Source organism: Pseudomonas sp. BYT-1, from assembly GCF_023611805.1.
Lineage (GTDB): Bacteria > Pseudomonadota > Gammaproteobacteria > Pseudomonadales > Pseudomonadaceae > Aquipseudomonas > Aquipseudomonas guariconensis.
The window spans coordinates 2,492,955-2,519,408 of record NZ_CP072559.1 but is presented as its reverse complement, the minus strand read 5'-3'; the positions used below and the strand labels follow the sequence as shown (position 1 = coordinate 2,519,408).

The 26,454-nt window shown below is 62.5% G+C and carries 24 protein-coding genes; 11 read left to right on the top strand and 13 right to left on the bottom strand.

The window, feature by feature from the left end:
• Window positions 1–57 precede the first annotated feature (57 nt).
• Together J5X93_RS11580 and J5X93_RS11575 are read left to right on the top strand one after the other, a co-directional pair.
• Window positions 58–1,113, top strand: coding sequence for a tetratricopeptide repeat protein (locus tag J5X93_RS11580; RefSeq protein WP_090342529.1), 1,056 nt, complete (start codon window positions 58–60; stop codon window positions 1,111–1,113).
• 80 nt (window positions 1,114–1,193) lie between these two features.
• Window positions 1,194–2,798 (top strand): ATP-binding protein, encoded by a 1,605-nt coding sequence (locus J5X93_RS11575; protein WP_102082534.1) that lies wholly within the window; start codon window positions 1,194–1,196, stop codon window positions 2,796–2,798.
• Here the strand turns inward: J5X93_RS11575 and J5X93_RS11570 are convergent, their stop codons facing one another.
• Window positions 2,799–3,236, bottom strand: coding sequence for a nucleoside deaminase (locus J5X93_RS11570; protein ID WP_102082533.1), 438 nt, complete (start codon window positions 3,234–3,236; stop codon window positions 2,799–2,801).
• A gap of 154 nt (window positions 3,237–3,390) precedes the next feature.
• Here J5X93_RS11570 and J5X93_RS11565 point away from each other — a divergent pair, with 154 nt between their 5' ends.
• Together J5X93_RS11565 and J5X93_RS11560 are read left to right on the top strand one after the other, a co-directional pair.
• Complete coding sequence (locus J5X93_RS11565; RefSeq protein ID WP_182940914.1) at window positions 3,391–4,080, top strand: type 1 glutamine amidotransferase domain-containing protein; 690 nt, start codon at window positions 3,391–3,393, stop codon at window positions 4,078–4,080.
• 129 nt (window positions 4,081–4,209) lie between these two features.
• Entirely contained in the window at window positions 4,210–5,016 is an 807-nt protein-coding gene (locus J5X93_RS11560; protein ID WP_043214995.1) for a CSS-motif domain-containing protein, read from the top strand.
• Between the two features lie 18 nt (window positions 5,017–5,034).
• Here the strand turns inward: J5X93_RS11560 and hppD are convergent, their stop codons facing one another.
• On the bottom strand, window positions 5,035–6,111 hold the full coding sequence (gene hppD / locus J5X93_RS11555) for a 4-hydroxyphenylpyruvate dioxygenase (RefSeq protein WP_043214998.1): 1,077 nt from the start codon (window positions 6,109–6,111) through the stop codon (window positions 5,035–5,037).
• Between the two features lie 308 nt (window positions 6,112–6,419).
• On the opposite strand from hppD, the gene J5X93_RS11550 reads away from it, so the two are divergent.
• A complete protein-coding gene (locus J5X93_RS11550) occupies window positions 6,420–8,006 on the top strand; it encodes an EAL domain-containing protein (RefSeq protein WP_250034848.1) in 1,587 nt (528 codons plus the stop codon).
• 33 nt (window positions 8,007–8,039) lie between these two features.
• Window positions 8,040–8,927 carry an EamA family transporter RarD gene (rarD, locus tag J5X93_RS11545; protein WP_043215003.1) on the top strand — a complete coding sequence of 296 codons (888 nt, stop codon included), beginning with the start codon at window positions 8,040–8,042 and terminating at the stop codon, window positions 8,925–8,927.
• On the opposite strand, the gene J5X93_RS11540 is transcribed toward rarD, so the two are convergent.
• Window positions 8,890–10,461: a TerC family protein gene (locus J5X93_RS11540; protein ID WP_043215005.1), complete on the bottom strand. Its 1,572-nt coding sequence runs from the start codon at window positions 10,459–10,461 to the stop codon at window positions 8,890–8,892. The two genes, rarD and J5X93_RS11540, sit on opposite strands and share 38 nt — an antisense overlap.
• Before the next feature lie 248 nt (window positions 10,462–10,709).
• Between J5X93_RS11540 and J5X93_RS11535 the strand changes: the two genes are divergently transcribed.
• The gene (locus J5X93_RS11535) at window positions 10,710–11,294 is read left to right on the top strand and encodes a LysE family translocator (RefSeq protein ID WP_043215007.1); all 585 of its coding nucleotides are present in this window, start codon (window positions 10,710–10,712) and stop codon (window positions 11,292–11,294) included.
• 2 nt (window positions 11,295–11,296) lie between these two features.
• Here the strand turns inward: J5X93_RS11535 and J5X93_RS11530 are convergent, their stop codons facing one another.
• From J5X93_RS11530 to J5X93_RS11510, 5 genes are all read right to left on the bottom strand, one after another.
• Window positions 11,297–12,076, bottom strand: a complete 780-nt coding sequence (locus tag J5X93_RS11530) for a helix-turn-helix transcriptional regulator (RefSeq protein WP_090342518.1) — start codon at window positions 12,074–12,076, stop codon at window positions 11,297–11,299.
• Window positions 12,077–12,106: 30 nt separating this feature from the next.
• Window positions 12,107–13,144 (bottom strand): lectin MOA-related protein, encoded by a 1,038-nt coding sequence (locus J5X93_RS11525; RefSeq protein WP_182940920.1) that lies wholly within the window; start codon window positions 13,142–13,144, stop codon window positions 12,107–12,109.
• A 153-nt stretch (window positions 13,145–13,297) separates the two neighbouring features.
• Window positions 13,298–14,716, bottom strand: coding sequence for a short-chain fatty acid transporter (locus tag J5X93_RS11520; RefSeq protein WP_102082529.1), 1,419 nt, complete (start codon window positions 14,714–14,716; stop codon window positions 13,298–13,300).
• Between the two features lie 157 nt (window positions 14,717–14,873).
• On the bottom strand, window positions 14,874–15,530 hold the full coding sequence (locus J5X93_RS11515) for a CoA transferase subunit B (protein WP_070572443.1): 657 nt from the start codon (window positions 15,528–15,530) through the stop codon (window positions 14,874–14,876).
• Between the two features lie 35 nt (window positions 15,531–15,565).
• A complete protein-coding gene (locus tag J5X93_RS11510) occupies window positions 15,566–16,264 on the bottom strand; it encodes a CoA transferase subunit A (RefSeq protein WP_043215587.1) in 699 nt (232 codons plus the stop codon).
• A gap of 119 nt (window positions 16,265–16,383) precedes the next feature.
• Between J5X93_RS11510 and J5X93_RS11505 the strand changes: the two genes are divergently transcribed.
• Together J5X93_RS11505 and J5X93_RS11500 are read left to right on the top strand one after the other, a co-directional pair.
• Window positions 16,384–17,289, top strand: a complete 906-nt coding sequence (locus J5X93_RS11505) for a LysR family transcriptional regulator (RefSeq protein ID WP_043215586.1) — start codon at window positions 16,384–16,386, stop codon at window positions 17,287–17,289.
• Window positions 17,277–18,098, top strand: a complete 822-nt coding sequence (locus J5X93_RS11500) for an aldo/keto reductase (protein ID WP_043215584.1) — start codon at window positions 17,277–17,279, stop codon at window positions 18,096–18,098. The genes J5X93_RS11505 and J5X93_RS11500 overlap by 13 nt, the downstream gene beginning before the upstream one ends.
• A 50-nt stretch (window positions 18,099–18,148) precedes the next feature.
• On the opposite strand, the gene J5X93_RS11495 is transcribed toward J5X93_RS11500, so the two are convergent.
• The 4 genes from J5X93_RS11495 to lexA are packed head-to-tail and all read right to left on the bottom strand — an operon-like array spanning window position 18,149 to window position 23,888.
• On the bottom strand, window positions 18,149–21,250 hold the full coding sequence (locus J5X93_RS11495) for an error-prone DNA polymerase (RefSeq protein ID WP_414628458.1): 3,102 nt from the start codon (window positions 21,248–21,250) through the stop codon (window positions 18,149–18,151).
• Window positions 21,226–22,644, bottom strand: coding sequence for a Y-family DNA polymerase (locus J5X93_RS11490; protein WP_090342499.1), 1,419 nt, complete (start codon window positions 22,642–22,644; stop codon window positions 21,226–21,228). The genes J5X93_RS11495 and J5X93_RS11490 overlap by 25 nt, the downstream gene beginning before the upstream one ends.
• Before the next feature lie 6 nt (window positions 22,645–22,650).
• The gene (gene imuA, locus J5X93_RS11485) at window positions 22,651–23,271 is read right to left on the bottom strand and encodes a translesion DNA synthesis-associated protein ImuA (RefSeq protein WP_090342495.1); all 621 of its coding nucleotides are present in this window, start codon (window positions 23,269–23,271) and stop codon (window positions 22,651–22,653) included.
• On the bottom strand, window positions 23,271–23,888 hold the full coding sequence (gene lexA / locus J5X93_RS11480) for a transcriptional repressor LexA (RefSeq protein WP_043215574.1): 618 nt from the start codon (window positions 23,886–23,888) through the stop codon (window positions 23,271–23,273). The genes imuA and lexA overlap by 1 nt, the downstream gene beginning before the upstream one ends.
• A 93-nt stretch (window positions 23,889–23,981) precedes the next feature.
• On the opposite strand from lexA, the gene J5X93_RS11475 reads away from it, so the two are divergent.
• Window positions 23,982–24,641: an HAD family hydrolase gene (locus J5X93_RS11475; protein WP_102082815.1), complete on the top strand. Its 660-nt coding sequence runs from the start codon at window positions 23,982–23,984 to the stop codon at window positions 24,639–24,641.
• Here J5X93_RS11475 and J5X93_RS11470 read toward each other — a convergent pair.
• Entirely contained in the window at window positions 24,638–24,964 is a 327-nt protein-coding gene (locus tag J5X93_RS11470) for a YdcA family protein (protein ID WP_090342390.1), read from the bottom strand. The genes J5X93_RS11475 and J5X93_RS11470 overlap by 4 nt on opposite strands.
• Before the next feature lie 146 nt (window positions 24,965–25,110).
• Between J5X93_RS11470 and J5X93_RS11465 the strand changes: the two genes are divergently transcribed.
• On the top strand, window positions 25,111–25,839 hold the full coding sequence (locus tag J5X93_RS11465) for a DUF899 domain-containing protein (protein ID WP_102082816.1): 729 nt from the start codon (window positions 25,111–25,113) through the stop codon (window positions 25,837–25,839).
• Window positions 25,840–26,454 lie beyond the last annotated feature (615 nt).

Genomic DNA, 26,454 nt, shown 5'->3' with positions numbered 1-26,454 from the left:
TGCAATTAGTGTCCGGCTGTCCCAAGCTCTGCCATTCCCGCCGCCACGGACCGCCCGATGCCCAACCGCCGTCGTTACCTGATTGCCCTGCTCTTGCTGGTCCTGGTATCGGGTGTCATCGGCTACCTGAGGCGTGACCCGCAACCCACTGCCCCTGCCATCCCTGCCCACAGCTATGCCAAGGCCTTGCGCCAAGCTCATGATGGCGAGCCGGGTGCAGCGCGGGTGCTCTACCAGCAACTGCAGCGCAACGACCTGGCGCCGATCCGCCGGGCAGCCCTGCACGCCGAGCTGCCCAACTACCCCTCCCCCCAGGCACTGAAACTCGCTCGCCAGGACCTGGAGCACGACGACCCGATGGTTCGCCGCGCCGCCATTACCAGCATTCGCCGGCTGTTACCCGCAGCTCAACGTAGTCTGGTTCTGGGCCCGTTGCTGGAGGACGAGGACCAAGGCGTGCGTTTTGCTGCGGTGGATGCCTTGCTGGGCCTCGATCCCGATGCAATCGGTTTGTACTTCGGCCCCTTGCAGGACACCTTGGAGCAGTACCAGCAGGCACTGGAGGCCCAGCCCGACGACGCCGCCGCGCAAGTGCACCTGGCGCGTCTGTATCTGCATGAAGATGCCTACGACCAGGCCGCCGCCGCCCTGCAACGCAGCCTCAAGATCGCCCCTGAGAACCTCGACGCACTGGCCACGCAGGTCCGACTGCTCGAACGCCAGGGCCAGCACGACGCCTCTCGTCAAGTGCTCGCCAAAGCCTTGGCCCTGCGCCCGGACTCAGCCTTCCTGCAGCATCAGCTGGGCCTTTGGCTGACCCGCCACGATCAAGAAGAGTACGCCCTGCTCGCCTTCTCACGCGCCGTCGAGCTGGAGCCGGACAACCTCGACTACCGCTACAGCCTGGCCGTCACTCTGCATGACTTGGAGCAGGTCGAGGCTGCGCAGAAACAGCTGGAGACCGTGCTGAGCCGGGAACCTGCGAATCGGCGTGCGCGGGTGCTGTTGATTCAGTACTGGAAGGAAACCGGGCAACTGCAGAACGTACAGGTGCTGCTGGCCGAACTCGAGCGGCAGAATCCGGACGATCCGTTGCTCCAGCAAGGCTTGTAGGACGCCGCTCATCTGCGGCGGAACCCCTGCTCTCTGTTCGTGGTCCAGTGGGTATCGGTGACCAGAGTCAGGAGAATCCCTTGGCCGCTGCGGTGCTCATAGACGAACGGGCTCTCATCCTGGGGCCCGCGCAGATCGCTGCGCAGATGTCTCGCCTGCTGACAGGTGCAGGCTTCGTGTGCCTGTGCACCGACAATGTCACGCGCCTGGGCGAATGGCTGGCCGAAGGTGTAGGCCTACTGATTGCCGCCAACAGCACGCTGCCGACAGACCCGCAATCGCCACTGCAAGTGTTCATCGACCAACAACCGGTGTGGTCGGACCTGCCTGTTCTGCTGCTGCTCGATACCCCCCCTTCAGGTACCGACCCTCCCACCTCACGACTGGGCCATCTGCTGCAATTGCCATCGCCTGTCGACGATACCCAGCTCCTTCAGATGAGCCAGGTGGCCCTGCATGCACGGCGCCGGCAGTACCGTGCCCGTGACCGCCTGTGCGAACTGCAACAGCGCCTCGATGACCAACGGCAACGGCCTCAGGAGGAGGATCGGGCATGGCGCCAGACCCGGAAGATGGACGCCGTAGGCCAGCTGGCTGGCGGCATCGCTCATGACTTCAACAACTTGCTCACCAGCATCGGCGGCAGCTTCGAACTGATCGAAAAGCGCTTGCTCCAAGGACGTACGGAGCAGTTGGGAGGCGTACTGCGCATGGGACGCGAAGCCGTGGCACGCGCCGCTCGCCTCACCCATCAGTTGCTGGCGTTCTCTTCTCGGCAGTCCTTGCAACGAAAAATCATCGATCTGCGCAGCCTGCTCCAGCGAGAATCCCTGCAAGCCAAGCTCAGCGTATCCGTGACGTTGCAGCTGATCCTGCCAACGAATCTTTGGTTGGTCGAGGCAGACGAGATGCAATTGCGTGAAGTACTGGACAACCTGGTACTAAACGCCTGCGAAGCTATGCCAAGCGGTGGTCAGCTCGACATCGAAGCCAGCAATCAGCATATCGACGATGCCTGTTTCAGCGGCGGTGGACTGTCCGATGGCGACTATCTGCGCCTGAGCATCCGTGACACCGGCCATGGCATGTCGCAAGGCACCCTTGAACGTGCCTTCGAGCCGTTCTTCAGCACCAAACCGATCGGTCAGGGTATCGGCCTGGGCCTGTCGATGGTCTACGGTTTCAGCAAACAGTCTCACGGCCATGTGGTGCTGCACAGCCAGATTGGACACGGTACCCAGGTCGACCTTTACCTGCCACGCTATCGCGGCCAGGCAAAGCCCAAGACAGATACGCACCCCATGAAAGCCGTCGACGGCAATCGTGATGTGCTGATCGTCGAGGACGATCCTCATGTACGAAACCTGGTTTTCCAGGCGCTGCGCGAAGAGGGTTTCCCCTGTCAGGCCGCCTGCAATGCCGATGAAGCCCTGCAACTGCTGAACTCGCCAAGGCAGTTTGCTTTGCTGATCAGTGATGTAGGGCTACCAGGAATGAACGGTCGTCAGCTCGCGCAGATCGCCCGTAAACGGCGGCCTGGCCTGCAGGTGCTGTTCATCACCGGCTATGCCGAGACCGCCATGGCTCGCGACGACTTTCTCGACCCCGGCATGCAGCTGATCTGCAAACCGTTCGAACTGAGCCAGTTGCAGGCCCGGGTCATGCAGATGCTCGGCGAGGCCTGATCAACGACCGATGTCTTCATTCCACAGCGCTGGATGGTTTTCGATGAAGTCGCGCATCATCTGCTCGCACGAGGCATCCTGCAGCACTTCTACGCGTACTCCCCGGCTTTGCAGCAATTGCTCTTCACCCATGAACGTGCGGTTCTCTCCCACCACTACATGGCCGATGCCATAGAGCAAGATGGCGCCACTGCACATCGAGCAAGGCGACAGTGTCGTGTACAGCGTAGCCTCGCGGTAGACCTGCGCGTTTTGGCGACCGGCCCGTTCCAGGGCATCCATCTCGCCGTGCAGGATGGCACTGCCGCATTGCACCCGGCGGTTATGCCCACGCCCGATGATCCGCCCCTCATGAACCAGCACCGAGCCAATGGGGATGCCCCCTTCGGCAAGTCCTTGGCGCGCCTCATCGATGGCCGCCTGCATGAATGTGTCCATACTGCCTCCTGTCATGCCGCCATGCTCGACGGTCTGCCGAGCAGGCTAGCACACGCGCCGGGCCGTGGCTTTCCCGCCATGGGCGTCTATGCTCATTAGGTTTTCTTCTGCCCCGGGCAGATCCGGGCCCTTTGCTGGCGCTGGGAGTGTGGTCATGAGCAAGAAAATCCTGGTTGTGCTGACCAATACGGCGAAATATCCAACGCTGCGGCGCGCCACCGGTCTGTGGCTGGGCGAAGCGGTGCACTTTGTCGACGAGGTCCAGAAGGCCGGCTATGCCGTCGACTACGTCAGCCCCGCCGGGGGCTATGTACCGATCGATCCCCACAGCCTGCAAATGGCGCCCGAGCTCGATTGGCAGTGGTATGACGACAAAGCCTTCATGAATCGCCTGGGCAGCACCCTTTCTCCCGGCCAAGTCAAGGCCGACAGTTATTGCGCGATCTACTACGCCGGCGGCCATGGCGTGGTCTGGGACCTTCCCGACAACGCGCCGCTGCAGGAACTGGCCCGACGCATCTACGAGGCCGGAGGGGTGGTGGCTGCGGTGTGCCATGGCGTGGTCGGCTTGCTCAACATCAAGCTCAGTGACAACAGCTTGTTGGTCAGGGGGCGACAGGTCACCGGGTTCTCCAACACCGAGGAGAAACTCGCCGAGTTGGACAAGGTCGTTCCGTTCCTGACGGAAAACGAACTGGTCGCCCGTGGCGGCAAATACAGCAAGCACGAGGACCCTTGGGCTGCCTTCGTCGTCAGCGACGACCGGCTGATCACCGGGCAGAATCCGGCCTCGAGCCGGCAGGTAGCGCAACAGGTGCTGGAGCGACTGAAAAAGCCGGCATGACTCCGACAACGTCTTTTGCCATGTACCGCTGCGCAAACGGATCGCAGCTACAGTCCACCGGCTACCTGCCCCGTTAATCTTTCCGGCTTCTGTCCATTCAGGACAGTCTGGTCGGAGGGTTACATTTCGATGTCGAGGTTCACTCACGCAGGCCGCAGCCTGCTCGAGATACTGCTGGTCCTGACGATCGGACTGGTCCCGATGGTGTCAGGCCTGCTAGTGATGGTGTACCAGCTGGAAAGAAAACTCGAAGAAAACGCCTTGGTGTCCGTTCAGGAGGCCATCTTCACCGTCGACCGAGTATTGGACCATTTGCAAACAGCCGCCTCCACTGCACTGCCGCTGGCTGGACAGCCCTGTGCGAAGGTTCTGGGGAAGCTCGAACGGCTGGTGGCTGGCGATCCGCGCATTCGCTCGCTGGTGCTGACCCAGGATGGCCAGGCCTACTGCAGCACGATCGAAACCACTTCGTCCTACAGCCCTGCCTTTTCCACTCCCAGCGCCCATGTGCAGCTCAACTTCAACTCGCCGGTCACACCCAATGACGTGGTCGTCGAACTGCGTCTGACCTATGCCAACCCAGGTGTGATTGCCACCGCCTACGGCCTGGAGCTGCGCAACGAACTACGCGGGTTCCAGGATGGCCTGGTGCTGCTGTTGGAATTTGGGGAGACATACCTGTGGAGCGCAGGCGATAGCCGAGAAGCCCAACGCCCTTCGCAAGCGGAGTTCTTTCGCAGTGCGATGTCGAGCAAGCATGGGTACACGGTCAAGGGAGGTTATCCCCAAGGCCATACCAGCCAGGAGATTCGTCAATCGATGTTGCAGATACTCCCCTCACTCGCCCTGATAGGGTTGCTGACGGGGGCAATGATGTATTGGGGAATTTTCAGGAATCGTGCCAGTGGCAGGCACGCTGCGTCATCCCGGGGATGACCCAGCGTGCCCTGGGCCTTATTCGACGTTCAGGACGCCGCGGCGAACCTGGTCACGCTCGATGGACTCGAACAGCGCCTTGAAGTTGCCTTCACCGAAGCCGTCGTCACCCTTGCGCTGGATGAACTCGAAGAAGACTGGGCCGAGCAGGGTCTCGGAGAAGATCTGCAGCAACAGACGCTTGTCGCCCGCCTCGGAAGAGCCGTCGAGCAGGATGCCACGGGCCTGCAGCTCGTCGACTGGCTCGCCATGACCTGGCAGGCGCTCTTCGAGCATTTCGTAGTAGGTCTGTGGAGGCGCGGTCATGAAGCGCATGCCATAACCTTTGAGGGCATCCCAGGTCTTGATCAGGTCATCGGTGAAGAAGGCCACGTGTTGGATGCCCTCACCGTTGTACTGCATCAGGAACTCTTCGATCTGCCCCGAGCCCTTGGACGATTCTTCGTTCAGCGGAATACGGATCATGCCATCGGGCGCCGTCATGGCACGCGAGGTCAGGCCGGTGTATTCACCTTTGATGTCGAAGTAGCGGATCTCGCGGAAGTTGAACAGTTTCTCGTAGAAACCGGCCCAGTAGGCCATACGGCCGCGATAGACATTATGGGTCAGGTGGTCGATGAGCTTGAGGCCCGCGCCTTTCGGATTGCGGTCAACGCCCTCGATGAACTTGAAGTCGATGTCGTAGATCGAGCTGCCTTCTTCGAAGCGGTCGATCAGGTACAACGGCGCTCCGCCAATACCTTTGATCGCTGGCAGACGCAGCTCCATCGGACCGGTTTCGATTTCGACCGGCTGCGCACCCAGCTCCAGGGCGCGGGCGTAGGCTTCGTGGGCATTGCGAACACGAAATGCCATGCCGCAGACCGATGGGCCGTGCTCGGCGGCAAAGTACGAGGCGATGCTCTTGGGTTCGTTGTTCAGGATCAGGTTGATGCCGCCCTGACGATACAGGTGCACATCTTTGGAACGGTGGGTAGCCACCTTGGTGAAACCCAGCATCTGGAAGACCGGCTCCAGAACGCCTGGGGTGGGGGAAGCGAATTCGATGAACTCAAAGCCCATCAGACCCATCGGGTTGTCGAAGATATCAGCCATGTTGGTGTCCTCATCTATAAGCGAAAAACAGTGAAATCAGGTGCTTTGGATGTCGGACAGGCGTGGTGGCGAGCAGGGTATGCCGCGCACGCTGCGGGCAAGGAAGTCACCAATGATGAGTTTGAACCCTTGATATGTCATATGGACCCATTCTCGGCGGGCTTGATCCTCCGGAACGCGGAGAACCTTATTCTTGTATTCGTAAACGGATTCTACAGTGCGTAAAATCATTTGTCGCGCTTTAGTTCACCGCTTCGGCCGACAAACGGCTATCCTCTGCCCATTGTTTTTCATCAGATTAGATCAGCATGCCTTTCAAGGTTAAACGCTCCGCCCGTCGGGGCTGGCGAGTCCTGCTTCCCTGGGCCGTCGGCGCGCTGCCGCTGCTGTGTGGCCTGGCAATCATGCATTGGCAGGCCCAACGCGAGTTGCAAAACACCAGCCAGGCCACGACCCGACAAGTGGTAGAACAGGTCGAACATATCCTCGACAACATTTCCAACGCCGCCAAAGAGCTATTGCCGCTGGTCGGCCGCCCGTGCGACGAAATCGACCTGGCTCTGCGCAGCCAAGTCACCCGGAACGCCTTTGTGCGCTCCACCAACCTGTTCCACAACAACACCCTCTATTGTTCCTCGCTGTTCGGCAACTTCGACGAGCCGGTAGATGCGCAAGACTATACCGACGGTCGCCTCTGGCTGATGAGCGGCAACTCGGTTACGCCCAACCACCCCTTGCTGGCCTATCGCGCCAGCAACGCTGACAGCGGTGCGATCGCCACCGTCGATGGCGACCACCTGACCAGCGCACTGCAGTGGGTCAGTTCTGGAGAAGAACTGCAGCTTCAGGTCGGCGACCACTGGATGGGCAAGGACGGTGTGGTACACAAAGGCACGCCGCCAGCAGCGGCCATCGCACCCTCGGTACAGGCATCGATCCGCTACCCGTTCAGCGTTCATGGCGGCTATGGAACAGGGAAGAAAGTCCAGTTCGTCTCCGAACACTATCCGGCCCTGCTCAGTCTGTTGCTATTGCTCGGCGTCCTCGCCGGCATCGTCTGCCACTGGCAGATACGGCGTGCCTCGTCGCCTCGAGCCGAACTTAGCCGAGCCCTGGAGGCCGATGAATTCCTCCCATACTTCCAACCCGTGGTGCGCAAGGACGACTACCGCTGGGCTGGGGTCGAAGTCCTGATGCGTTGGGACCACCCACGCGAAGGCCTGGTGCGTCCCGACCTTTTTATTCCCTATGCCGAGCACAGCGGCCTGATCGTCCCCATGACCCGCGCTTTGATGCTGCGTACCGCCCAGGCCCTGGCGCCGTATGCCGCACTGCTGGAGGATGGATTTCACATAGGCATCAACATTACCGCCGATCATTGCCGCGACTTGGAGTTGCTGGATGATTGCCGCACCTTCCTCCAGCACTTCCCGCCGGGGCGCGTGGTGCTGACCTTGGAGCTGACCGAGCGCAAGCTGATCGAAGCCACCCCCATTACCCTGGAGTTGTTCGAGAAACTTCATGACATGGGAGTGATGATCGCTCTGGACGACTTCGGCACGGGCCAGTCGAGCCTCAACTACCTGCGCCAGTTCAAGGTCGACTACCTGAAGATCGACCAGAGTTTCGTGGCCATGATCGGCGGCGACGCGTTGTCCCAGCACATTCTCGACACCATCATCGAACTCTCAGGCAAGCTGGGCCTGGGCATCGTGGCCGAAGGAGTCGAGACCGAGGTTCAACGCGATTACCTGGCCCGGCACCAGGTAGGCTTCCAGCAAGGCTACCTGTTCGGCCGACCGATGCCTGTGGGCGACTTCCTCCAAGCCCTGGCCGCCCGCCCGGGGAGCTCGCGGTTGCCGCACAGCATACGGCCTGAGATCATTCCCAACTGATCCACACGCTCATATCCATTAACAGAGGCATTCGTGTCAAAAGGCATCGTTTCGTCCGTCATGGCGTCCTGTCTGTTCGCCGTGATGTATTTCTATACCTCCCTGATGGCTCCACTGGATGGCGAGGAGATCTTCGGCTGGCGCACGCTGCTCACGCTCCCCTGCCTCACCCTGTTCATGCTGGCCACCAAGGACTGGAAACTGGTCGGTGGCTTGCTCGCTCGGGTCAAACAGACGCCGACATTGCTACTGGGGATGATCGGCACGTCCTGGCTGATGGGCGTGCAGCTATGGCTGTTCCTCTGGGCGCCTTTGCATGGGCGCAGCCTGGAGGTTTCCATGGGCTACTTTCTGTTGCCGCTGGCCATGGTCCTGACTGGTCGACTGGTCTATGGCGAGCGCCTTTCGCGCCTGCAAAAAGTTGCGGTAGCGTGCGCCGTCCTGGGCGTGGGGCATGAGCTGTACCAGAACGGCAGCTTTGCCTGGGAAACCCTGGTGGTGACCATTGGCTACCCAATCTACTTCGTCCTGCGTCGGCGCTGCCGCACCGATCACCTGGGCGGTTTGTGGTGCGACATGTTCCTGTTACTGCCGTGGGCGCTGTACTTCGTGATGCAGCGCCCGCTCACGCCGGCCGACTTGGCCGAACATCCGGGCCTCTATGGCTTGATCCCGTTGCTCGGCGCGATCAGCGCCTCAGCCCTGATCGCCTACGTGCTGGCCAGCCGCTTGCTGCCATTTAGTCTGTTCGGGCTGCTCAGCTACGTGGAGCCGGTGCTGTTGGTCGGCGTAGCCCTGCTGCTGGGCGAGACCATCGGCCCTGACCAGTGGCTGACCTACCTGCCGATCTGGGCCGCAGTGCTGGTGCTGGTGCTTGAAGGCTTCAAGCACCTGCTACGCCAGCGTCGTCGCTCGGTGTAAGGCGAACCTGGCGCACCCTGCGCTCCTCCACTGCCATCACCGTCAGCGTCCAGCCATCGCAGGCCAGACGATCACCGACCACCGGCAGACGATCCAGCAAGCTCATGACCAGACCCGCGAGGGTCTGGTAATCCTCGGTAGCGCGGGCGCTGAAACCGGTACGCGCCTGTACTTGGCTCAGGTTCAACGCACCGCTGACCACAAACGCCCCGCCCTCTTCGACGATGCCTGGCCCAGTCACTTCACTGGCGTCAGGCAGTTCTCCGGCGATCGACTCAAGGATGTCGGTCATGGTCAGCAAGCCTGTGAAGTCACCGAACTCATTGACCACGAAGGCGATATGCGTGGAATGTGCGCGCATCTGCTCCAAGGCATTGAGGATGCTGAAGCTCTCCAGCAGGTTAAGCGGCGCACGTGCCAGGCGCTCCAGGTCAGGTCGCCCACCGGACAGCAATTCCTTGAGCAGTTCTTTCTTGTGCACGAAGCCCAACGGCTCTTCGATCCGCCCATCACGGATCAGCGGCAGACGTGAATAGGGCGAGTGGGCCAGCGCTTGGGCGATGGCATCGGCAGGCAGGGCCAGGTCGATGGCATCCACCTTGACGCGCACGGTCATCACGGTGCGGATCGGCCGCTCGGCCAGATTCAGCACGCCACTGATCATCACCCGCTCGCGACGGTCGAAGACCACCTGTTCACCACCGCCTTCGACCAGATCGGCGATCTCATCGCCCACTTCGTCCGCCTCCACCCGGCGCCCGCCCATCAGCCGTAGGACGGCATGGGCAGTTCGCTCGCGCAGCGGTCGATGCTGTTGCAAGCTGCGCTTGCGACGCGCACGCGCCAACTGGTTGAACAGCTCGATCAGCAACGAGAAGCCGATGGCCGCGTACAGGTAGCCTTTCGGAATGTGGAAGCCCAGGCCCTCGGCTGTCAGGCTGAAGCCGATCATCATCAAGAAGCCCAGGCACAGCATGATCACCGTGGGGTGGGCATTGACGAAGCGGGTCAGGGGCTTGCTGGCGACGATCATGATGCCGATGGAGAAGATCACTGCGATCATCATCACCGACAAATGTTCGACCATACCCACTGCGGTAATCACCGCGTCGAGGGAGAACACCGCATCCAACACCACGATCTGCGCCACGATGGGCCAGAACGCCGCATGCCGGGTAGCGCCGTTGGTCTGCACCACATGCCCTTCCAAACGCTCATGCAACTCCATGGTGGCCTTGAACAACAGGAACACACCACCGAACAGCATGATCAAGTCACGACCCGAAAAACTCTTGCCCAGCACCTCGAACAATGGCGCGGTCAAGGTGACCATCCAGGAAATGCTGGCCAACAGGCCCAGACGCATGATCAAGGCCAGGCTCAGGCCAATGACCCGCGCACGGTCGCGCTGATGCGGCGGCAGCTTGTCGGCCAGGATGGCGATAAACACCAGGTTGTCGATGCCCAGCACCAGTTCGAGCACGATAAGCGTGGCAAGGCCCAGCCAGGCCGTAGGATCGGCTAGCCATTCCATTGCGAAGTACTCATGCGGGAGGCGTCACAGGGACGTGGGAAGGAAGGCCGATATGGCCAGAGACTGGGGGGCTCCGAGAAGGTGCTCATGGTGACCTTGATGGCTAATTGGGATGTTGATCCTACAGTCACCGCGGCTTTTTCTGACAGGGTGAAACTATTACAAAAGCTGTAGGGAACTTTTCTTCAATACCCTGCCTGCCCCCTTCGGCCACGATGGTGCGTCCCACCACTCAAGGAATATTTCTCATGAGCCTGTCCCTGTCCATGGCTGCTTTCGCTCTGGCGGCGTCCATTTCACCCGGCCCGGTCAACATCGTTGCCCTAGGCAGTGGCGCTCGCCATGGCCTGCGCGCAAGCCTTGGCCATGCCGCCGGAGCGACCCTGGGCTTTTGCCTGTTGTTGGTGCTGGTTGGCCTGGGCCTGCATGAACTGCTGCTGCGCTGGCCGTTGCTGGGCCGCTTGCTGCATGGTGGCGGGGTGCTTTTCTTGCTGTACATGGCCTGGAAGCTGGCCTGTGACAATGGCCAGTTGACTACCGAGCATCAGGACGACGCGCCTTCAGCCTGGCATGGCGCGGCCATGCAGTGGCTCAACCCCAAGGCCTGGCTGGCCGCTGTGGCAGGCATTGGAGCCTATACAGGGGGTGAGCAGCATTTGTTATGGCTGTTTGCCTGGATCTATGGGCCGATCTGCTTCGTCTCGATTGCCAGTTGGGCCTGGGCCGGCAGTGTGATTCGCCAGTACCTGGGCAACCCTGGGCATATGCGCATGTTCAACCGGGCACTGGCAGCTTTGTTGCTCGCCAGCGCGTTGTACCTGGCCTTGGGCTGACCCTAGCGGCCCGAGCGATAATGCCCAGGGGTCGCCGCCAGGTGCTGCTTGAATGCCCGTTGCAGATGCGCCTGATCGGCAAAGCCTGCCTCCGCCGCTACTTCGGCGATCGCCCGCCCCTGGCGTAATTGGGCCCGGGCGTGCTGCACGCGTTGGTCGAGCAGGTAGCCATGGGGTGTCAGGCCGAAACGCTGACCAAAGGCGCGGATCAGGTAAGCCCGCGACAGGCCGACGGCAGCGCAGATATCTTCGATCGTCAAAGGGTCGAGCCGATGAGCGCGGATGAACGCAGCAGCAGCTTCCAACCGGGGATTGAACTGTATCGGCGGTGTCGGCTCGTCGTCGAGGTCACCCCGCAATGTCCTGAAAAACGCGGCCAGGCAGGCTTGACGGTCTGCGCACTGGTCATCGAACAGTGTGGCAAAGACCTCAAGCAGCCGCCCGTACAGCACCGGTGAGGTGCTGTACGTCGCCAACGGCAGTTCAAAGCCCTGGGCCTGTAGCCACGGCAGGTCGACGAACAGCATCAGGTAGGACCAAGGCTCGTCCTTGATGGGGTTGCAAGTATGGACCACGCCGGGGTTCATCAGCACCGTGGTGCCTGCACTTACCTCCCGTCGTACGGTGCCCGTCACGTAGGTGCTGCGCCCGCCGGTGATAACGCCAATCGAAAAGCTCTCGTGGGAATGGGGCGCATAGCACACCTGGCGGCCATCCCCCACTCGCCGGGCTTCAACGAAGGGTAAAGCCGGATCCCGCCAGAACCGCGACACCTCGATCATCGCTGCGCCCTCATCGCGCCTGGAAAAACGTCAAAACATGATGTGATACGGCGTATAGGCCCACTCTGATGCACGCTGAACAGCGCCGGTTTGCGGCTCGAGCAGTTGCAGGCGCAGCCATTGGTCGATGAACAGATTCGCCGCATGGGCACCTTTGGCATTCTGCCCGAATACGATGCCCACCGAGTAGGGATACAGATTGTTTTCCAAGTACGCCGTTTTGGCGGCCTTGGATTTGTAGGCCAAGGCGAAATCATCGCAATCGAACACCTCTGGCTTGTACTCGAAATACTTGAGGCCTGACTCAACCCAGATGCCGCGCGCTTGTTGAGCGGATATGGCCTCGTAGTACGAATCCACGGACGTCTGATACGTCAAAGTCGTATTGGGCCAGGTCGCTTTGATCAACTCTCTCACCCTGACAAGCGGAATCGACAATTTGTGCAAAGAGAACCGAAGCTGGTCATCGTCGGAGACGTCGCTTTCAGGCACCAGCTTCACCCACCCCCACTTACCAGCAGGCGCCTGCACGGCCATACGCGTGCTGCCGATTTCACAGCTCAGCGTGAAAGCAAACATTTGTCGATGGTTGACGATTGTGGTCCCACTTCGCTTGATCCTGAAGTGCAGGCGCGGATAGTCCGTCCAAACCTTGAACCCCGCGAATACATAGTCTCCAGCGGTCGAGTTGCCATCGGCGAAGAAGGACCAGCCGACCATCTTCTTTTCCGCGGACATCGACAGGTTTTGACTGGTCGGGTCCAGATGCACCACCAACGGCACTAGTTCAGCGCCATATCGTTCCGGCTCACCCAGATACACCCACCCCCAATCATCGGACTTTGCATGAACGCACAGGACACGCCCATGTTGATCACGCAGCACCATGCGATCAGTGGCCTTGATCTGCTTAAGGCCCAGCGCACGGGTCAGCTCTGCCGTGAAATCCGGGGCGGTGGTGTCAGGCTCCGGTGGCGGCTCGACGGGTTCAGGGCGCGGCAGTATCTGACCAACGAGTGGGCTGTTGGCATCATCGGGTTGACCGGGGACAAGTTTGTGAATGGGCATGGGTAATTGCTCGTCGACTTGAAATGAGTCGACAACATGCGCGAGACCTGAGCCAGCCATCAGCGGGTAAACATTCCAGAGACCACTGACAAGGCGCACTCATCAGGCAAAAAAGGGCGGTTCTCACCGCCCTCTTCCCACACTCTGCAAACCTTACGGCATGACCGGTGGCACATAGTGCAAAGTCGTGCCCAGGGCCCACAGCAACACCAGCACCAACGGCACGTGCACCAGCAATTGTACGAATGAAAAGCCGATCAGGTCCCGCGCCTTGAGCCCCAGCACGCCCAGCAGAGGCAGCATGTAGAACGGGTTGATCAGGTTGGGCAAGGCCTCGGCGGCGTTGTAGATCTGCACCGCCCAGCCCAGGTGGTACTGCAGGTCGTTGGCCACCAGCATCACGTAGGGCGCCTCGATGATCCATTTGCCGCCGCCGGACGGGATGAAGAAGCCCAGCACTGCCGAGTACACCCCCATGAGCACGGCATACGTGTCGTGGGAGGCGATCTGCACGAAGAACGTAGAGATGTGGTGCGCCAGGGTCTGTTCATCCACGCCCTTGACCTGAGTGAGGATCGCGGCGATCGAGCCGTACAACGGGAACTGGATCAACACCCCGGTGGTGGTCGGCACCGCGCGGGTCACAGCATCGAGGAAACTGCGCGGACGCCAGTGGAGCAAGGCGCCGAGCATGATGAACAGGAAGTTGTAGGTATTCAGGCCGGAGATAGCGGTGATCGCAGGTTTGGTGGCGAATTCCTGGTACAGCCAACCGCCAGCCAGGGCAACCAGCAGCAGGGTCAGTATTGGGCTGTACTCCAGCCACTCGCCCGGACGGGTGCGTTGGGCCACCGGTGCCGCGCTGAAGCTTGGGTCGACGCCGCATTGCTCGGCGGTGCGGGCACTGTTCGGCCCTGGCGCAGTGGCATAGGCAATGACCAGCGAAACGATCACCAAGGCCGCCAGCATGACGCCGGATTGCCAGAGGAAAATGGTCTCGGTGAATGGAATCACCCCCGTAATGGCGAGGATCGACGGCGGCAGACTGGCCGGGTTGGCCTGCAACTGTGCAGCCGACGACGAAAGCCCTAGCGCCCAGACCGCACCCAGGCCCAGATAGGCGGCAGCGCCTGCGGCACGGTAATCCATCTTCAGGTCTTGGCGCCGGGCCAGGGCACGAACCAGCAAACCGCCGAATACCAGCGACAGCCCCCAGTTGAGCAAGGATGCGAGCATCGAGATCAGCGCTACCCAGCACACCGCCGAACGACCGTTCTTCGGCAACCTGGCCAGGCGGTCGATCAGCCGCGCGGCGGGCGGCGAGCTGGCCACCACATAACCACCAATGACCACGAAAGCCATTTGCATGGTGAATGGGATCAGGCTCCAGAAGCCATCGCCGAACGCCTTGGCGGTATCGGTAGGCTTGGCGCCCATGACCATCGCGCCCAGGCACACCAACACAACGGCCAGGGCGGCGAATACCCAGGAATCGGGGAACCAGCGTTCGGCCCAATTGGAGCAACGCAGGGCAAAACGGGCGGAGCGGCTGTCTTGGATTTCAGCGGCCACGGGATTTTCCTTTTATTTGTTTTTTTGATTTTCAAGCACTGAAGCAGCACAAAGCCCTGTGGGAACAGACTCACCCGCGAAGACGTCCGTTCAGGCGACGGTGTCGCCTCGACTGACGCTTTCGCGGGCAAACCCGCTCCCACAGGGCCGATGTTTCTTAGAAGGTCATTTCCTTCACGTCATCCGGCACGATCAGCTTGCCGGCGGTCTTCTCGATGATTTCCTCCACGCTGACCCCCGGGGCGGTCTCGCGCAGGATGAACGCGCCGTCTTCGATTTCCAGGTAGGCCAGGTCGGTGAGCACCTTGCGGATGCAACCGGCGCCGGTCAGCGGCAGGCTACAGCGCGGCAGCAGCTTGGATTCACCATCCTTGGAGGCATGGGTCATGGTGACGATGATGTTCTCGGCACCAGCTACCAAGTCCATGGCGCCGCCCATGCCCTTGACCAGCTTGCCAGGAATCATCCAGGAGGCGATGTTACCCTCCACGTCAACTTCGAACGCTCCCAGCACGGTAAGGTCGACGTGGCCGCCACGGATCATGGCGAAGGATTGCGCGGAGTCGAAGATCGATGCACCGCGGCGGGCGGTGACGGTCTGCTTGCCGGCATTGATCATGTCGGCATCGATCGTGCCTTCGGTGGGGAACTCGCCCATGCCGAGCAGGCCGTTTTCCGATTGCAGCATCACGTCCATGTCGGCGGGCACGTAGTTGGCCACCAGGGTGGGGATGCCGATACCGAGGTTGACGTAGTAACCGTCCTTCAGTTCACGGGCGACGCGTTGCGCCATCTGTTCGCGGGTCAGTGCCATGGTCAGGATCTCTTTGTTGTTCTGTGGACGGCGCGTTAGGCCTTGACGGTGCGCTTCTCGATGCGCTTTTCGAACGTGCCGACGATGACCCGGTCGACATAGATGCCGGGGGTGTGGATCTCGCTGGGCAGCAACACGCCCGGCTCGACGATCTCCTCGACCTCGACCACGGTGATCTTGCCGGCGGTGGCGGCCAGCGGGTTGAAGTTCTGCGCGGTGTTGCGGTACACCACATTGCCGTAGTGGTCGGCTTTCCAGCCCTTGACGATGGCGAAATCGCCCGTGATGGATTCTTCGAGGATGTACTTGCGCCCCTTGAATTCACGCACTTCCTTGCCTTCGGCGACGGGAGTGCCGTAGCCGGTGGCCGTGTAGAAGGCCGGGATGCCGGCACCGCCTGCGCGCATCTTTTCGGCCAGGGTGCCTTGAGGGGTCAGCTCGACTTCCAACTCACCGCTGAGCAGTTGGCGTTCGAACTCGGCGTTTTCGCCGACATAGGATGCGATCATCTTGCGGATCTGACGGTCTTCCAAGAGGACACCCAGGCCGAAGCCGTCGACGCCGCAGTTGTTGGAGACCACGGTCAGGCCTTTGACGCCGCGGCGCTTGATTTCAGCGATGAGGTTTTCGGGGATGCCGCACAAGCCGAAGCCGCCGGCCAGTACCGTCATGTTGTCGGTCAGGCCTGCGAGGGCCTCTTCATAGGTTGCTACGCGCTTGTCCAGTCCGGCCATGCTCAGTCGCCTTTTGTAGTTGTTGGAACCGTGGAGGCATCTTCACCGCTGTCGACTGATTTGTTAATTTTGTTTTCGTCATCGATTGATAACTTTTTCAAAACAAAATCGGGTTCGTCATGAACGTCAAGCAGTTACGCGCCTTCATCACCGTGGCCAAGTACCAGAGCTTCGCCCAGGCCGGCGAACATCTGCATGTCTCCCAGCCGGCCTTGAGCCTGACCATCAAGGCCCTGGAGGACAACCTCGGCGGTGCGCTGTTAACCCGCACCACCCGCAGCGTCAGCCTCACCCCCGAAGGTGAAGTGCTATTGCCCTTGGCCCGGCGCCTGCTGGCAGATTGGGATGACACCGAGGAAATGCTACGCCAGCGCTTCACCCTGCAATTGGGGCGGGTCTCGGTGGCGGCCATGCCCGCCTTTGCCGGCAACCTGCTGCCGCGCTCGCTGAAGGTGTTCCGCCAGCGCTACCCCAAGGTCAACGTCACCGTGCATGACGTGATCAACGAACAGGTGCTGGAGCTGGTGCGCCATCGCCGCGTCGAGCTGGGTATCGGTTTCGAGCCGGAAAACCTCGACGGTTTGCGTTTTCATCCCCTTTATCTGGACCGCTTCGTGGCGGTGGTACCCGCCGACTCGCCACTGGCAAGCCAACCTCAGGTCACCTGGCAGGATCTGCTGGCCCAGGATTTCATTGCCTTGCAGCGTCCTTCGGCGGTGCGTCTGCTGATGGAGCAGAATGTAGCAGCCAGCCACGGCAAACTGACTGCGGCGTTCGAGAGCCATCAACTGTCGACCGTAGGTCGCATGGTCGCCAACGGCCTGGGCGTGAGCGCCGTGCCAGCGCTGTGCATCAACCAGATGCAGGAGCTCGGCGCGCGCTGCGTGGCCCTGGTCGAGCCCCGCGTGGAGCGCCGCATCGGCGTCATTGCCCTGGCCGACCACAAACTTTCCACGGCAGCGCAAGCGTTGCTCGACGTCGTGCTTTCCCACACCGATCCACAGGAGGTGACATGCGTTTCGTGAATCTGGCAGACGCCAGCGTCCCGGCCATTGGCCAAGGCACCTGGTACATGGGCGAGGACCCACGACACAAGGCCGCCGAGGTGGCCGCCCTGCAACAGGGCATCGAACTGGGCCTGACACTGATCGACACGGCGGAGATGTACGCCGAAGGTGGCGCCGAGCAGGTGGTCGGCCAAGCCATCGCCGGACGCCGAGAACAGGTATTCCTGGTCAGCAAGGTCTACCCGCACAATGCCAGCCGCCGCGGCATTCCCGCTGCCTGCGAGCGGAGCCTGACGCGTATGGGTACCGACTGCATCGACCTGTACCTGTTGCACTGGCGTGGCCAGTATCCGCTGGAGGAAACCGTCGAAGCCTTCGAGCGCCTACGCGAGCAGGGCAAGATCCGTCGCTGGGGCGTGTCCAACTTCGACCTGGAGGACCTGCTCGAGCTGGACAATCCCGACTGTGCCACCAACCAAGTGCTGTATAACCCGGCTCAACGAGGCATCGAGTTCGATCTGCTGCCATGGAGCCAGACACATCGATTGCCGACCATGGCCTACTGCCCGCTGGCCCAGGCCGGGCGTTTGCTGCAACACCCGGTACTGGCCGAGATCGCCGAGCGTCATGGGGCCACACCGGCCCAGGTGAGCCTGGCCTGGGTGACGCGCAACGAAGGCGTCATCGCCATCCCCAAGGCGGTGGAGCCACTGCATGTGCGGCTCAACGCGGCGGCGGGCGAACTGAGCCTGACCGACGAGGACTTGCAGGCGATCGACAAGGCATTTCCGGCGCCGACGCGCAAGCAGCACCTGGCGATGGTCTGAGCGTTCTTCGGGGCTGCTTGGCCCGGCGCTCTCCGCGATCGGGTTCGAGGCTAGTGAAAATCCCGGCTGCGCACATCCAGCCCCTGCAACAAGGGGCTGATGTCCTCAAGGCGCCGGGCAATCAAGTGGCGGACGCCCTTCTCCTGCTCCAGCCGTCCGCTCACCTTGAGCAGTTGCGACCCGACCAGTGCCCTGCGTTGGCGCTCAGCCAGGTCACGCCAGACCACTACGTTGACCATGCCGTGCTCATCTTCGAGGGTAACGAACGTCACGCCGCTGGCGGTCTGCGGCCGCTGTCGCCCTACCACCACGCCGGCCACGGCGATGCTGTCCCCATGCTCGACATCCGCCAGCTCGGCAGAGCTGCGACATCCCAATGCCCGAAGATTTCGTCGCAACAACGCCAGAGGATGTGGCCCTAGGGTCGTGCCCAGGGTGGCGTAATCGGCAAACAGGTCCTCGGCCACGCTCGGCACCGGCAACTCCACCGCCACTTCTGGCGCAGCCTCCACCTGGGCGAACAACGGCAGCTGCGCCTGCACGGCCGCCACCTGCCAACGTGCCTGATGACGGTCGCGAGCCAAAGCACGCAAAGCACCGGCATCGGCCAAGCGGGCACGGGCGCGGCTGTCGAGCTCGGCGCGCAAGCACAAGTCCTCGACATCACGCCAGGGCTGACGCGCCCTCGCCTGCTCAAGGCGTCGGGCATCGGCCTCGCTGAACCCGCGTATCTGCCGCAACCCCAGGCGAATCGCCAACGCGCCCTCACCGTGCGGTTCCAGGGTGCAGTCCCATTCGCTGTGGCACACGTCCACCGGTCGCACCTCGATGCCCTGGCGACGCGCCTCCTGCAACAGCTGATCAGGGCTGTAGAAGCCCATGGGCCAGCTATTGATCAGCGCGCAGGTGAAGATCGCTGGCTCATGGCACTTGAGCCAACTGCTGGCATAGCAGAGCAAGGCGAAGCTGGCGGCATGGGACTCGGGGAAGCCATAACTGCCAAAGCCCTTGATCTGCTCGAAGATCCGCTCGGCAAAGGCCCGCTCGTAGCGGTTCTTCAACATGCCATTGATCAATCGTTCACGGTGCGGCTCCAGGCCGCCGTGGCGTTTCCAGGCAGCCATGCTGCGGCGCAACTGGTCCGCCTCGCCCGGGGTGTAGTCGGCGGCGATCATGGCCAGCTCCATCACCTGCTCCTGGAACAACGGCACCCCGAGGGTACGCTCGAACACAGCTTCCAGTTCGGGTGAGGGATAGGTCACTTTCTCCTGCTTCAGGCGTCGGCGCAGGTAGGGGTGGACCATGTCACCCTGGATCGGCCCGGGCCGGACGATGGCCACCTCGATCACCAGGTCATAGAACTTCTTGGGTTTGAGGCGCGGCAGCATGGCCATCTGCGCCCGCGACTCGATCTGGAACACACCCATGGTCTCGGCGCGGCTGATCATGGCGTAGGTGGCGGGGTCTTCCTTGGGGATAGTCGCCAAGGTCAGGTGCCGGTCTCGGTAACGGGCCAACAGGTCGAAGCAGCGGCGCAAGGCGCTGAGCATGCCCAAGGCCAGCACATCGACCTTGAGCAGGCCGACCAGGTCGAGGTCGTCTTTGTCCCACTGGATCACCGTGCGCTGCGCCATGGCGGCGTTCTCCACCGGCACCAGGCGGTCCAGCGGCTGCTGGCAGATGACGAAGCCCCCTGGGTGCTGCGACAGGTGCCTGGGAAAGCCGATCAGCTGGCCAGCCAGCACCAGGATGCGTTGCAGCGAAGAGCTCTGTGCCTCGAAACCCGCCTCGGCCAGGCGCTGGGCATCGGGGATGCGGTCGCTCCAGCGCCCGCAGCACTTGGCCAGGGCGTCGACCTGGTCGGCCGGCAGCCCCAGGGCCCGGGCCACATCACGTATCGCGCCGGCGGCATGGTAGGTGTTGACCACTGCCGTGAGCGCCGCCCGGTCACGGCCATAGCGACGGAACACATACTGGATGACCTCTTCCCGGCGGTCATGCTCGAAGTCCACGTCGATGTCCGGCGGCTCGTTGCGCTCACGGGACAGGAAGCGCTCGAACAGCAGCCGATGCTCCATCGGGTCCAGTTCGGTGATGCCCAGCACGAAACACACCACCGAATTGGCGGCAGAGCCCCGCCCTTGGCAGAGGATGCCCTGTTTGCGAGCGAAATCGACGATGTCGTAGACGGTGAGAAAGTAGCTTTCGTAACCCAGTTCGGTGATCAGTCGTAACTCTTTGTCCAAGGTGTCCAGCGCCTTGCGGCTGACACCTTGCGGCCAGCGTTCGGGCAAGCGCGACTGGCACAGATGGCGCAACCAGCTGGCGGGGGTGTGTCCTTGCGGCACCACTTCGCTGGGGTACTGGTATTTCAGCTCATCCAGGCCGAAGCGACAGCGGTGGGCAATGACCTGGGTTTCGGCCAGCAGGTCGGGCGGATACAGCTCGCCAAGCTCGGTCAAGGTGCGCAGGTGACGCTCGCCATTGGGGTACAGGTAGCGGCCGGCCTCTGCCAGGGTGCAATGCTGGCGGATTGCGGTCATGCAGTCCTGCAGGGCGCGCCGGCCCCGGACATGCATATGTACGTCGCCGCACGCCACCGCGCGAATCCCCACCTGGCCCGCCAGAACGTGCAGTTGTTGCAGACGCCGGGCATCGTCGCACCCTCGATGCAGGTGCACCGCCAGCCACAGCCGCTCGCCGAACAGCGACTTCAGCCATAGCCCATTGGCCGGTGCATCCCCGGGCTGGGCAACCCACAGCGCCAGCAGACCCTGGCAATGGGCTTGCAAGTCCTCGCGGAGCAATTGGTAGGTGCCTTTTTCCGACCGGCGTCGCGCCCGAGTGATCAGTGCGCAGAGGTTCTGGTAGCCCTCGAGGCTTTCGACCAGCAGCACCAGCTTGGCGCCCCCATGAAGCTGTACTTCGCTCCCGACGATAAGCCGTACACCCTCCTGCCGGGCTGCCTGCCAGGCGCGGACGATGCCGGCCAGGGTGCATTCGTCGGTGATCGCCAGGGCCTGGTAACCCAAGGCCTTGGCCCGCTTGAACAGCTCGTCGGCACTGGAGGCCCCGCGCTGGAAGCTGAAATTCGACAGGCAATGCAGCTCGGCGTAATCCAACCCACTCATGCGAACCACCCCTGCAGCCACAACTGCCCGGGCTTGCTCAGGTCGTCATAGGCCCACCCCTGCAAACCATCACGGGTCTCTATGCGGTAGTAGTCACGACGCACGTCGCCGCCGTCCCACCAACCCGACTCGATACGCTCGGCCCGCCCCAACCGGCGCAAACCTGCTTCGCTCAGAGGCTGGGGCTCAGGTAGCAGCCAGCCAGGGCGGCTGCCTGGCGCGACCGGCAATACGCCCAAGGCCCCCTGCTCCACCGGCTGCCAAGCGCATTCGGGACGGTGATCGGCTTCGGCGCTCAGCGCCTTGACCGCATCGTCGCCCAGGCGCGCCCGCAGGCGTTCGCGCAGCTGCTCCCAGGGTTGGGCCTGTTGGGCCCGAGGGTCGAACAGTGCCTGGTGCTGGGGCACGAAAGGTGGCAGGTCCTCGGCCAGTAAACGAAGGTTACGTACCGGCGCAGGAATGCGCAGCGACTCCAGGCGCCCGCGTGCCAGCTCGAACAGCCTGGCAGCATCGCGCTCGGCGGCCAGCAGACCGACCTTGAGCTCGGTCGCCGGCCCTTGGGCATGTTCCAGGTACAGGTGGAAGCGCTGCACGCCGCAGTCCCGCCCCGCGAGAAAGACCGCCAGGTCGCTCAGCAGACGGCGCAAGGGGAACAACAACGCCTGGTGCGATTCGACATCGAAGTTCAGCTCCAGCCGCACCTCGAAGCGCTCCGCTGGTTGATGGTAGGCCAGGCCCAGGCTGCGCAGGCCGAGCAACTGGTCCAGGTGCACCTGCACCTGGGCGGCAAAGCGCCGGGCCAGCGCATCGCGTGGCAGGGCCAGGACTTCACCGAGATGGCGCAGCCCCATGCGGGCGAACGCCGTCGCCGCCTCCGGGGGCAGACCGATCTTGTCGACAGGCATGCATGCCAGGGCAGCCCGGGTATCCTCCACCGTCATCACTGCCAAGCCGTCATGACCATTGGCGAGCACGCGCGCGGCCACCGGGTTGGTGGCCAGGACAATACGGTGACGCAGCCCCAGTTCGTCCAGCTCCAGACGCAATCGAGCCTCGAACGCCGGCCAGGGCCCGAACAGCCCCAGACTTGAACCGACCTCCAAGAGCAATGCCCGCGGGTAGTGCCGACTGACCTGGCCACTGAAGCGGTAGGCCCAAGTGGCGAGCAACTGCTGGAGCTGCTCGATGCGCGCAGGGTCGGCCTCCACGCACGTGAAGCCATCAGCCAGGGCACGGGCGGTCGTGAGGGTTTGCCCGGCCCGCAGGCCCAGCGCCGCAGCCGCCGCATTGACCGATTGCACCACCCGCCGCTGCTGCGGCCCGCCGATCAGCACCAGGGGGGCGCCAGGGTCGTCACGCTCACGCAGGACGCTGTCCAACGCCAGTTGCGGAAACACGATACACGCCCACAGCATGCTGCATCAGCTCCGCACCGGGCAGGCGATGGGCGCTGCCGGCGACAAGCCGCCACGGCATTTGAGCACCCGCCATTGGGCAGGCCGGGTGTCGATGGCAATACGCAAGGCTGCTGGCGAAGGATTGTGCAAAGCCTGCTGCCCGCGGCAGACGAACGCCAGGGCCTGCCCTGTCTCGGCAGCCACCTGCAAGCGCCGCAGGGCTCGGTCATCGGCACGCCCAGGCCAGCACAGCACGGCCGCGCAACTGCCGGAGCGCAGGCACTGCTCGGCGGCCCACAAGGCTTCGGCCGCAGGGGCCTCGACCTGGGCCAACCAGCGCAGGTCGACACCGGCCGCCTGCCAGGCCGGCGCATAGGGAATGAACGGTGGTGCCACCAGCACCACCCGGCCGCCTTCACCGGTCAGGCGCGCCAGGCTTGGCCAGAGCAATTGCAGCTCACCGCAGCCAGGACTGGCCAGCAGCAGTTCCGTGAGTGCAGCAGCCGGCCAGCCGCCTTCGGGCAGCCGATCGTCGAGCGAGGCATGGCCGGTAGGCTGCAGGCCCTGAGGCCGTGCCTGGACCTGGCGCCCGCGCCAGATCCGACGCTGGTCAAGCAGGCGATCGAGGTCGACTACCGCGCCCATCAGTCACGCCTCAGCAGGCCACAGAACACGCCTTCGATGACGAAATCCCGACCCGACGCCACATCGATTGGCGCATAGGCAGGGTTGCGTGGCAGCAGGCGATAGCCTCCGGGGATGCGCTGAAGGCGCTTGATGGTCACCTCGCCATCCAGGCGGGCGACCACGATCTGCCCGTCGCGGGCCTCGCCCTGCTGGCGGATGCCGACCAGATCGCCATCGAAAATGCCGTCGTCGATCATCGAGTCGCCGCGCACCTTGAGCAGGTAGTCGGGCGTACGACGGAACAGGCTGGGGTCGAGCAACAGCTGCTCGTGGATGTCCAGGTCGGGACCGATCGGCGCGCCCGCCGCCACTTGGCCAAGCACCGGGATTTCGAGGATCTCGGGCCGACGCAGCGGCTCGGCCAGCCGGATGCCGCGGGCCTGGTTAGGTGTCACGTCGATGAAGCCGGCCTGGCTCAAGGCGGTGATGTGCTTGCGCGCCACGCTGCGCGAGGCAAAACCGAAGCGCTGGGCGATGTCGGCCAGGCTGGGGGGCTGGCCGTGATCGGCGATGCGCTCGCGGATGAATTCGAGAATGGCGCGGCGTTTGGGGGTCATGTTATCCATGGAGTACATTTGTACTCTTTTCGGCGTACAGTGAACAGCCCCCTTCGTCGTCCGGTTTGGCTATCATGGCCGGGATTGACGTTTTCCCCTTTTGGATACCCGATGCTGACCGCCCTGCTGTTCGACCTCGATGGAACCCTCACCGATACCGATACCCTGCATTTGCAGGCCTTCCGCCAGTTGCTGCGCGAGCATGACGGCCGCGAGCTGAGCCAAGCGCAGTTCGAGGCCCAGGTCAGCGGGCGGGCCAACGGAGAGCTGTTCGCCGAGCTTTTTCCTCTCTGCAGCCCGGCCCAATGTCTGGCCCTGGCCGAGCGCAAGGAGGCGTTATTCCGCGAACTGTCGCCTCGGCTGACGCCCATGCCCGGACTGGCACGCCTGATGACCTACGCCCGGCAGCATGAAATCGGTATGTGCGTGGTGACCAATGCGCCCCGCCTCAATGCCGAGCACATGCTGACAGCCATGGGCCTGGAGGGATGTTTCGGACATGTACTGGTGGCCGAGGAACTGGCCCGCCCCAAGCCCGACCCGCTGCCCTACCTGACTGGCCTGCAGCGCCTTGCAGCCACGGCCAGCCAGGCCCTGGCCTTCGAGGACTCTCTGCCCGGCGTAAAGGCTGCCAGCGATGCAGGCATCTTCACAGTGGGCATCGCCACTACCCAGACTGCCGAGCGATTGCTCGCTGCCGGGGCGCGATTGGTGGTCGAAGATTTCAACGACACGCGGTTGTGGGCGTTGATAGACGAGATGGCCGGCTAGCGTCGACGGTAGCTTTTGTTGCCCGAGGGTGTCAGGCAATACACCCCGCCTCGCGGGCCCGTGCAGTAGTTGCCACTGCCGCATCCGCAGCCTTCGTCGCTGGCGCGCAATGACTGCACTGCCGGGCGCGCGGTACGGCTCCCGTATAACGCGCTGCAGTTTTTCTTCGAAGCGCTGATCGAACCGTCGTTGCACAGGAAGATCTCGCCGTCACACCCTGCAATCCCACCCTTGCGACCCGAGCACGGGGTGTTAGCCGCCTGGGCCGACGTGATGCCGAGCAGAAGAGTCAACAGAAATAACGACAGACAACGCCAGCGCATGCACAGCTCCTTGTGATTAATGGCCTGATGATATCACTCGAATTCATCCGGGCTACTGCACCATTCGTCGTGAGGGGGCAAGCCTTTGTCGAATCCAACAGCCGCCATTCGACCATTCGCTGAATCCCTCACGTGGAGCCAGCGTCATGAACAATCCAGACATCAAGCACCCAGTGGTGACCCGAAGCGAGTGGCTCGCCGCCCGGCGCCAGCTCTGGCTGCATGAAAAAGCCCTTACTCATCAGCGTGACGAAGTGGCAGCGGCCAGGCGGGCCTTGCCGTGGGTCAAAGTCGAACAGCCTTACCGCTTCCACGGGCCCGATGGCGAGCTGGGGCTGACGGACCTGTTTGCCGGGCGCAGCCAACTGCTGGTCTATCACTTCATGTTCGCCGACGGTTGGAGCGAGGGCTGCCCGGGGTGTTCGTTCCTGGCCGATCATTTCGACGGTGCCAACCTGCACCTGGCGCACCATGACGTTTCGCTGGTCGCGGTGTCGCGGGCGCCCTATGGGCAGTTCCAGGACTTCCGGCGGCGGATGGGGTGGCGGTTTCCTTGGTTCTCGTCACACGGTGGCAGTTTCAACGAGGACTTTGGGGTGAGTGTCGCCACGGATGGGTCTGGGCAGTACAACTACGAGGCCTATGCGGGGAGCGAGCAGGAGCTGCCAGGGCTCAGTGCGTTCTACCGGGACGGGAATGGGGCGGTCTATCACACCTATTCTACGTATGCGCGGGGGCTGGACATTCTGGTGGGGGCTTATAACTTTCTCGACATTGCGCCGTTGGGGAGGAATGAGGGGGGGACGATGGATTGGGTGCGGCATCATGATCGGTATGAGGTGGGGGCGCGGGCTGGGCAGTGTTGTCATGAGTGAGGGCTTGGGCTTGGGCTTGGGCTTGGGCTTGGGCTTGGGCTTGGGCTTGGGCTTGGGCTTGGGCTTGGGCTTGGGCTTGGGCTTTCAGGCTGTGTGGATATCCGGTGTTTGTGGTGGCGCCGCCGGCGCTTTTCGCCTTTACGGCGACCTACTTTTGCTCTTGGGCAAAAGTAGGCAAAAACCGCTGGCTCCCACATGCGGCCCCTGCGCTGCGCTCCGGGGTTCCCTCCGCTCCGGTACCTTTCGGGACTTCGCGGCCTCCGGTTTGCTGCGCAAACCTCCATCTCGCGACTTCGGCTCAAGCCGAAGGGCGCTGCGCGCCTGCCCCTACAGACACCTCCACTCGGCCTCCTGAGGTCGCGATGGGTGGTGTCTGGACTATCGCGTATCAAAAGCAACGGCAAACAAATTAATTGTTTGGGTGTTTATTTCTGCCTATTCACGGCTAGGAACGCCGAACCGCCGCTCCTATAGGCACAGCGCCGTTCTCAAGAGCGGCGGTGAGCCTGTGTGAGCGGCGGTTCGGCGCCCCGATTTACCCGCGAATGGCCCAAAAGCTCACCACAAAAAACATTGAATAAAACAACGCCAGTCCAGGCGCCGCCCGTAACTTGC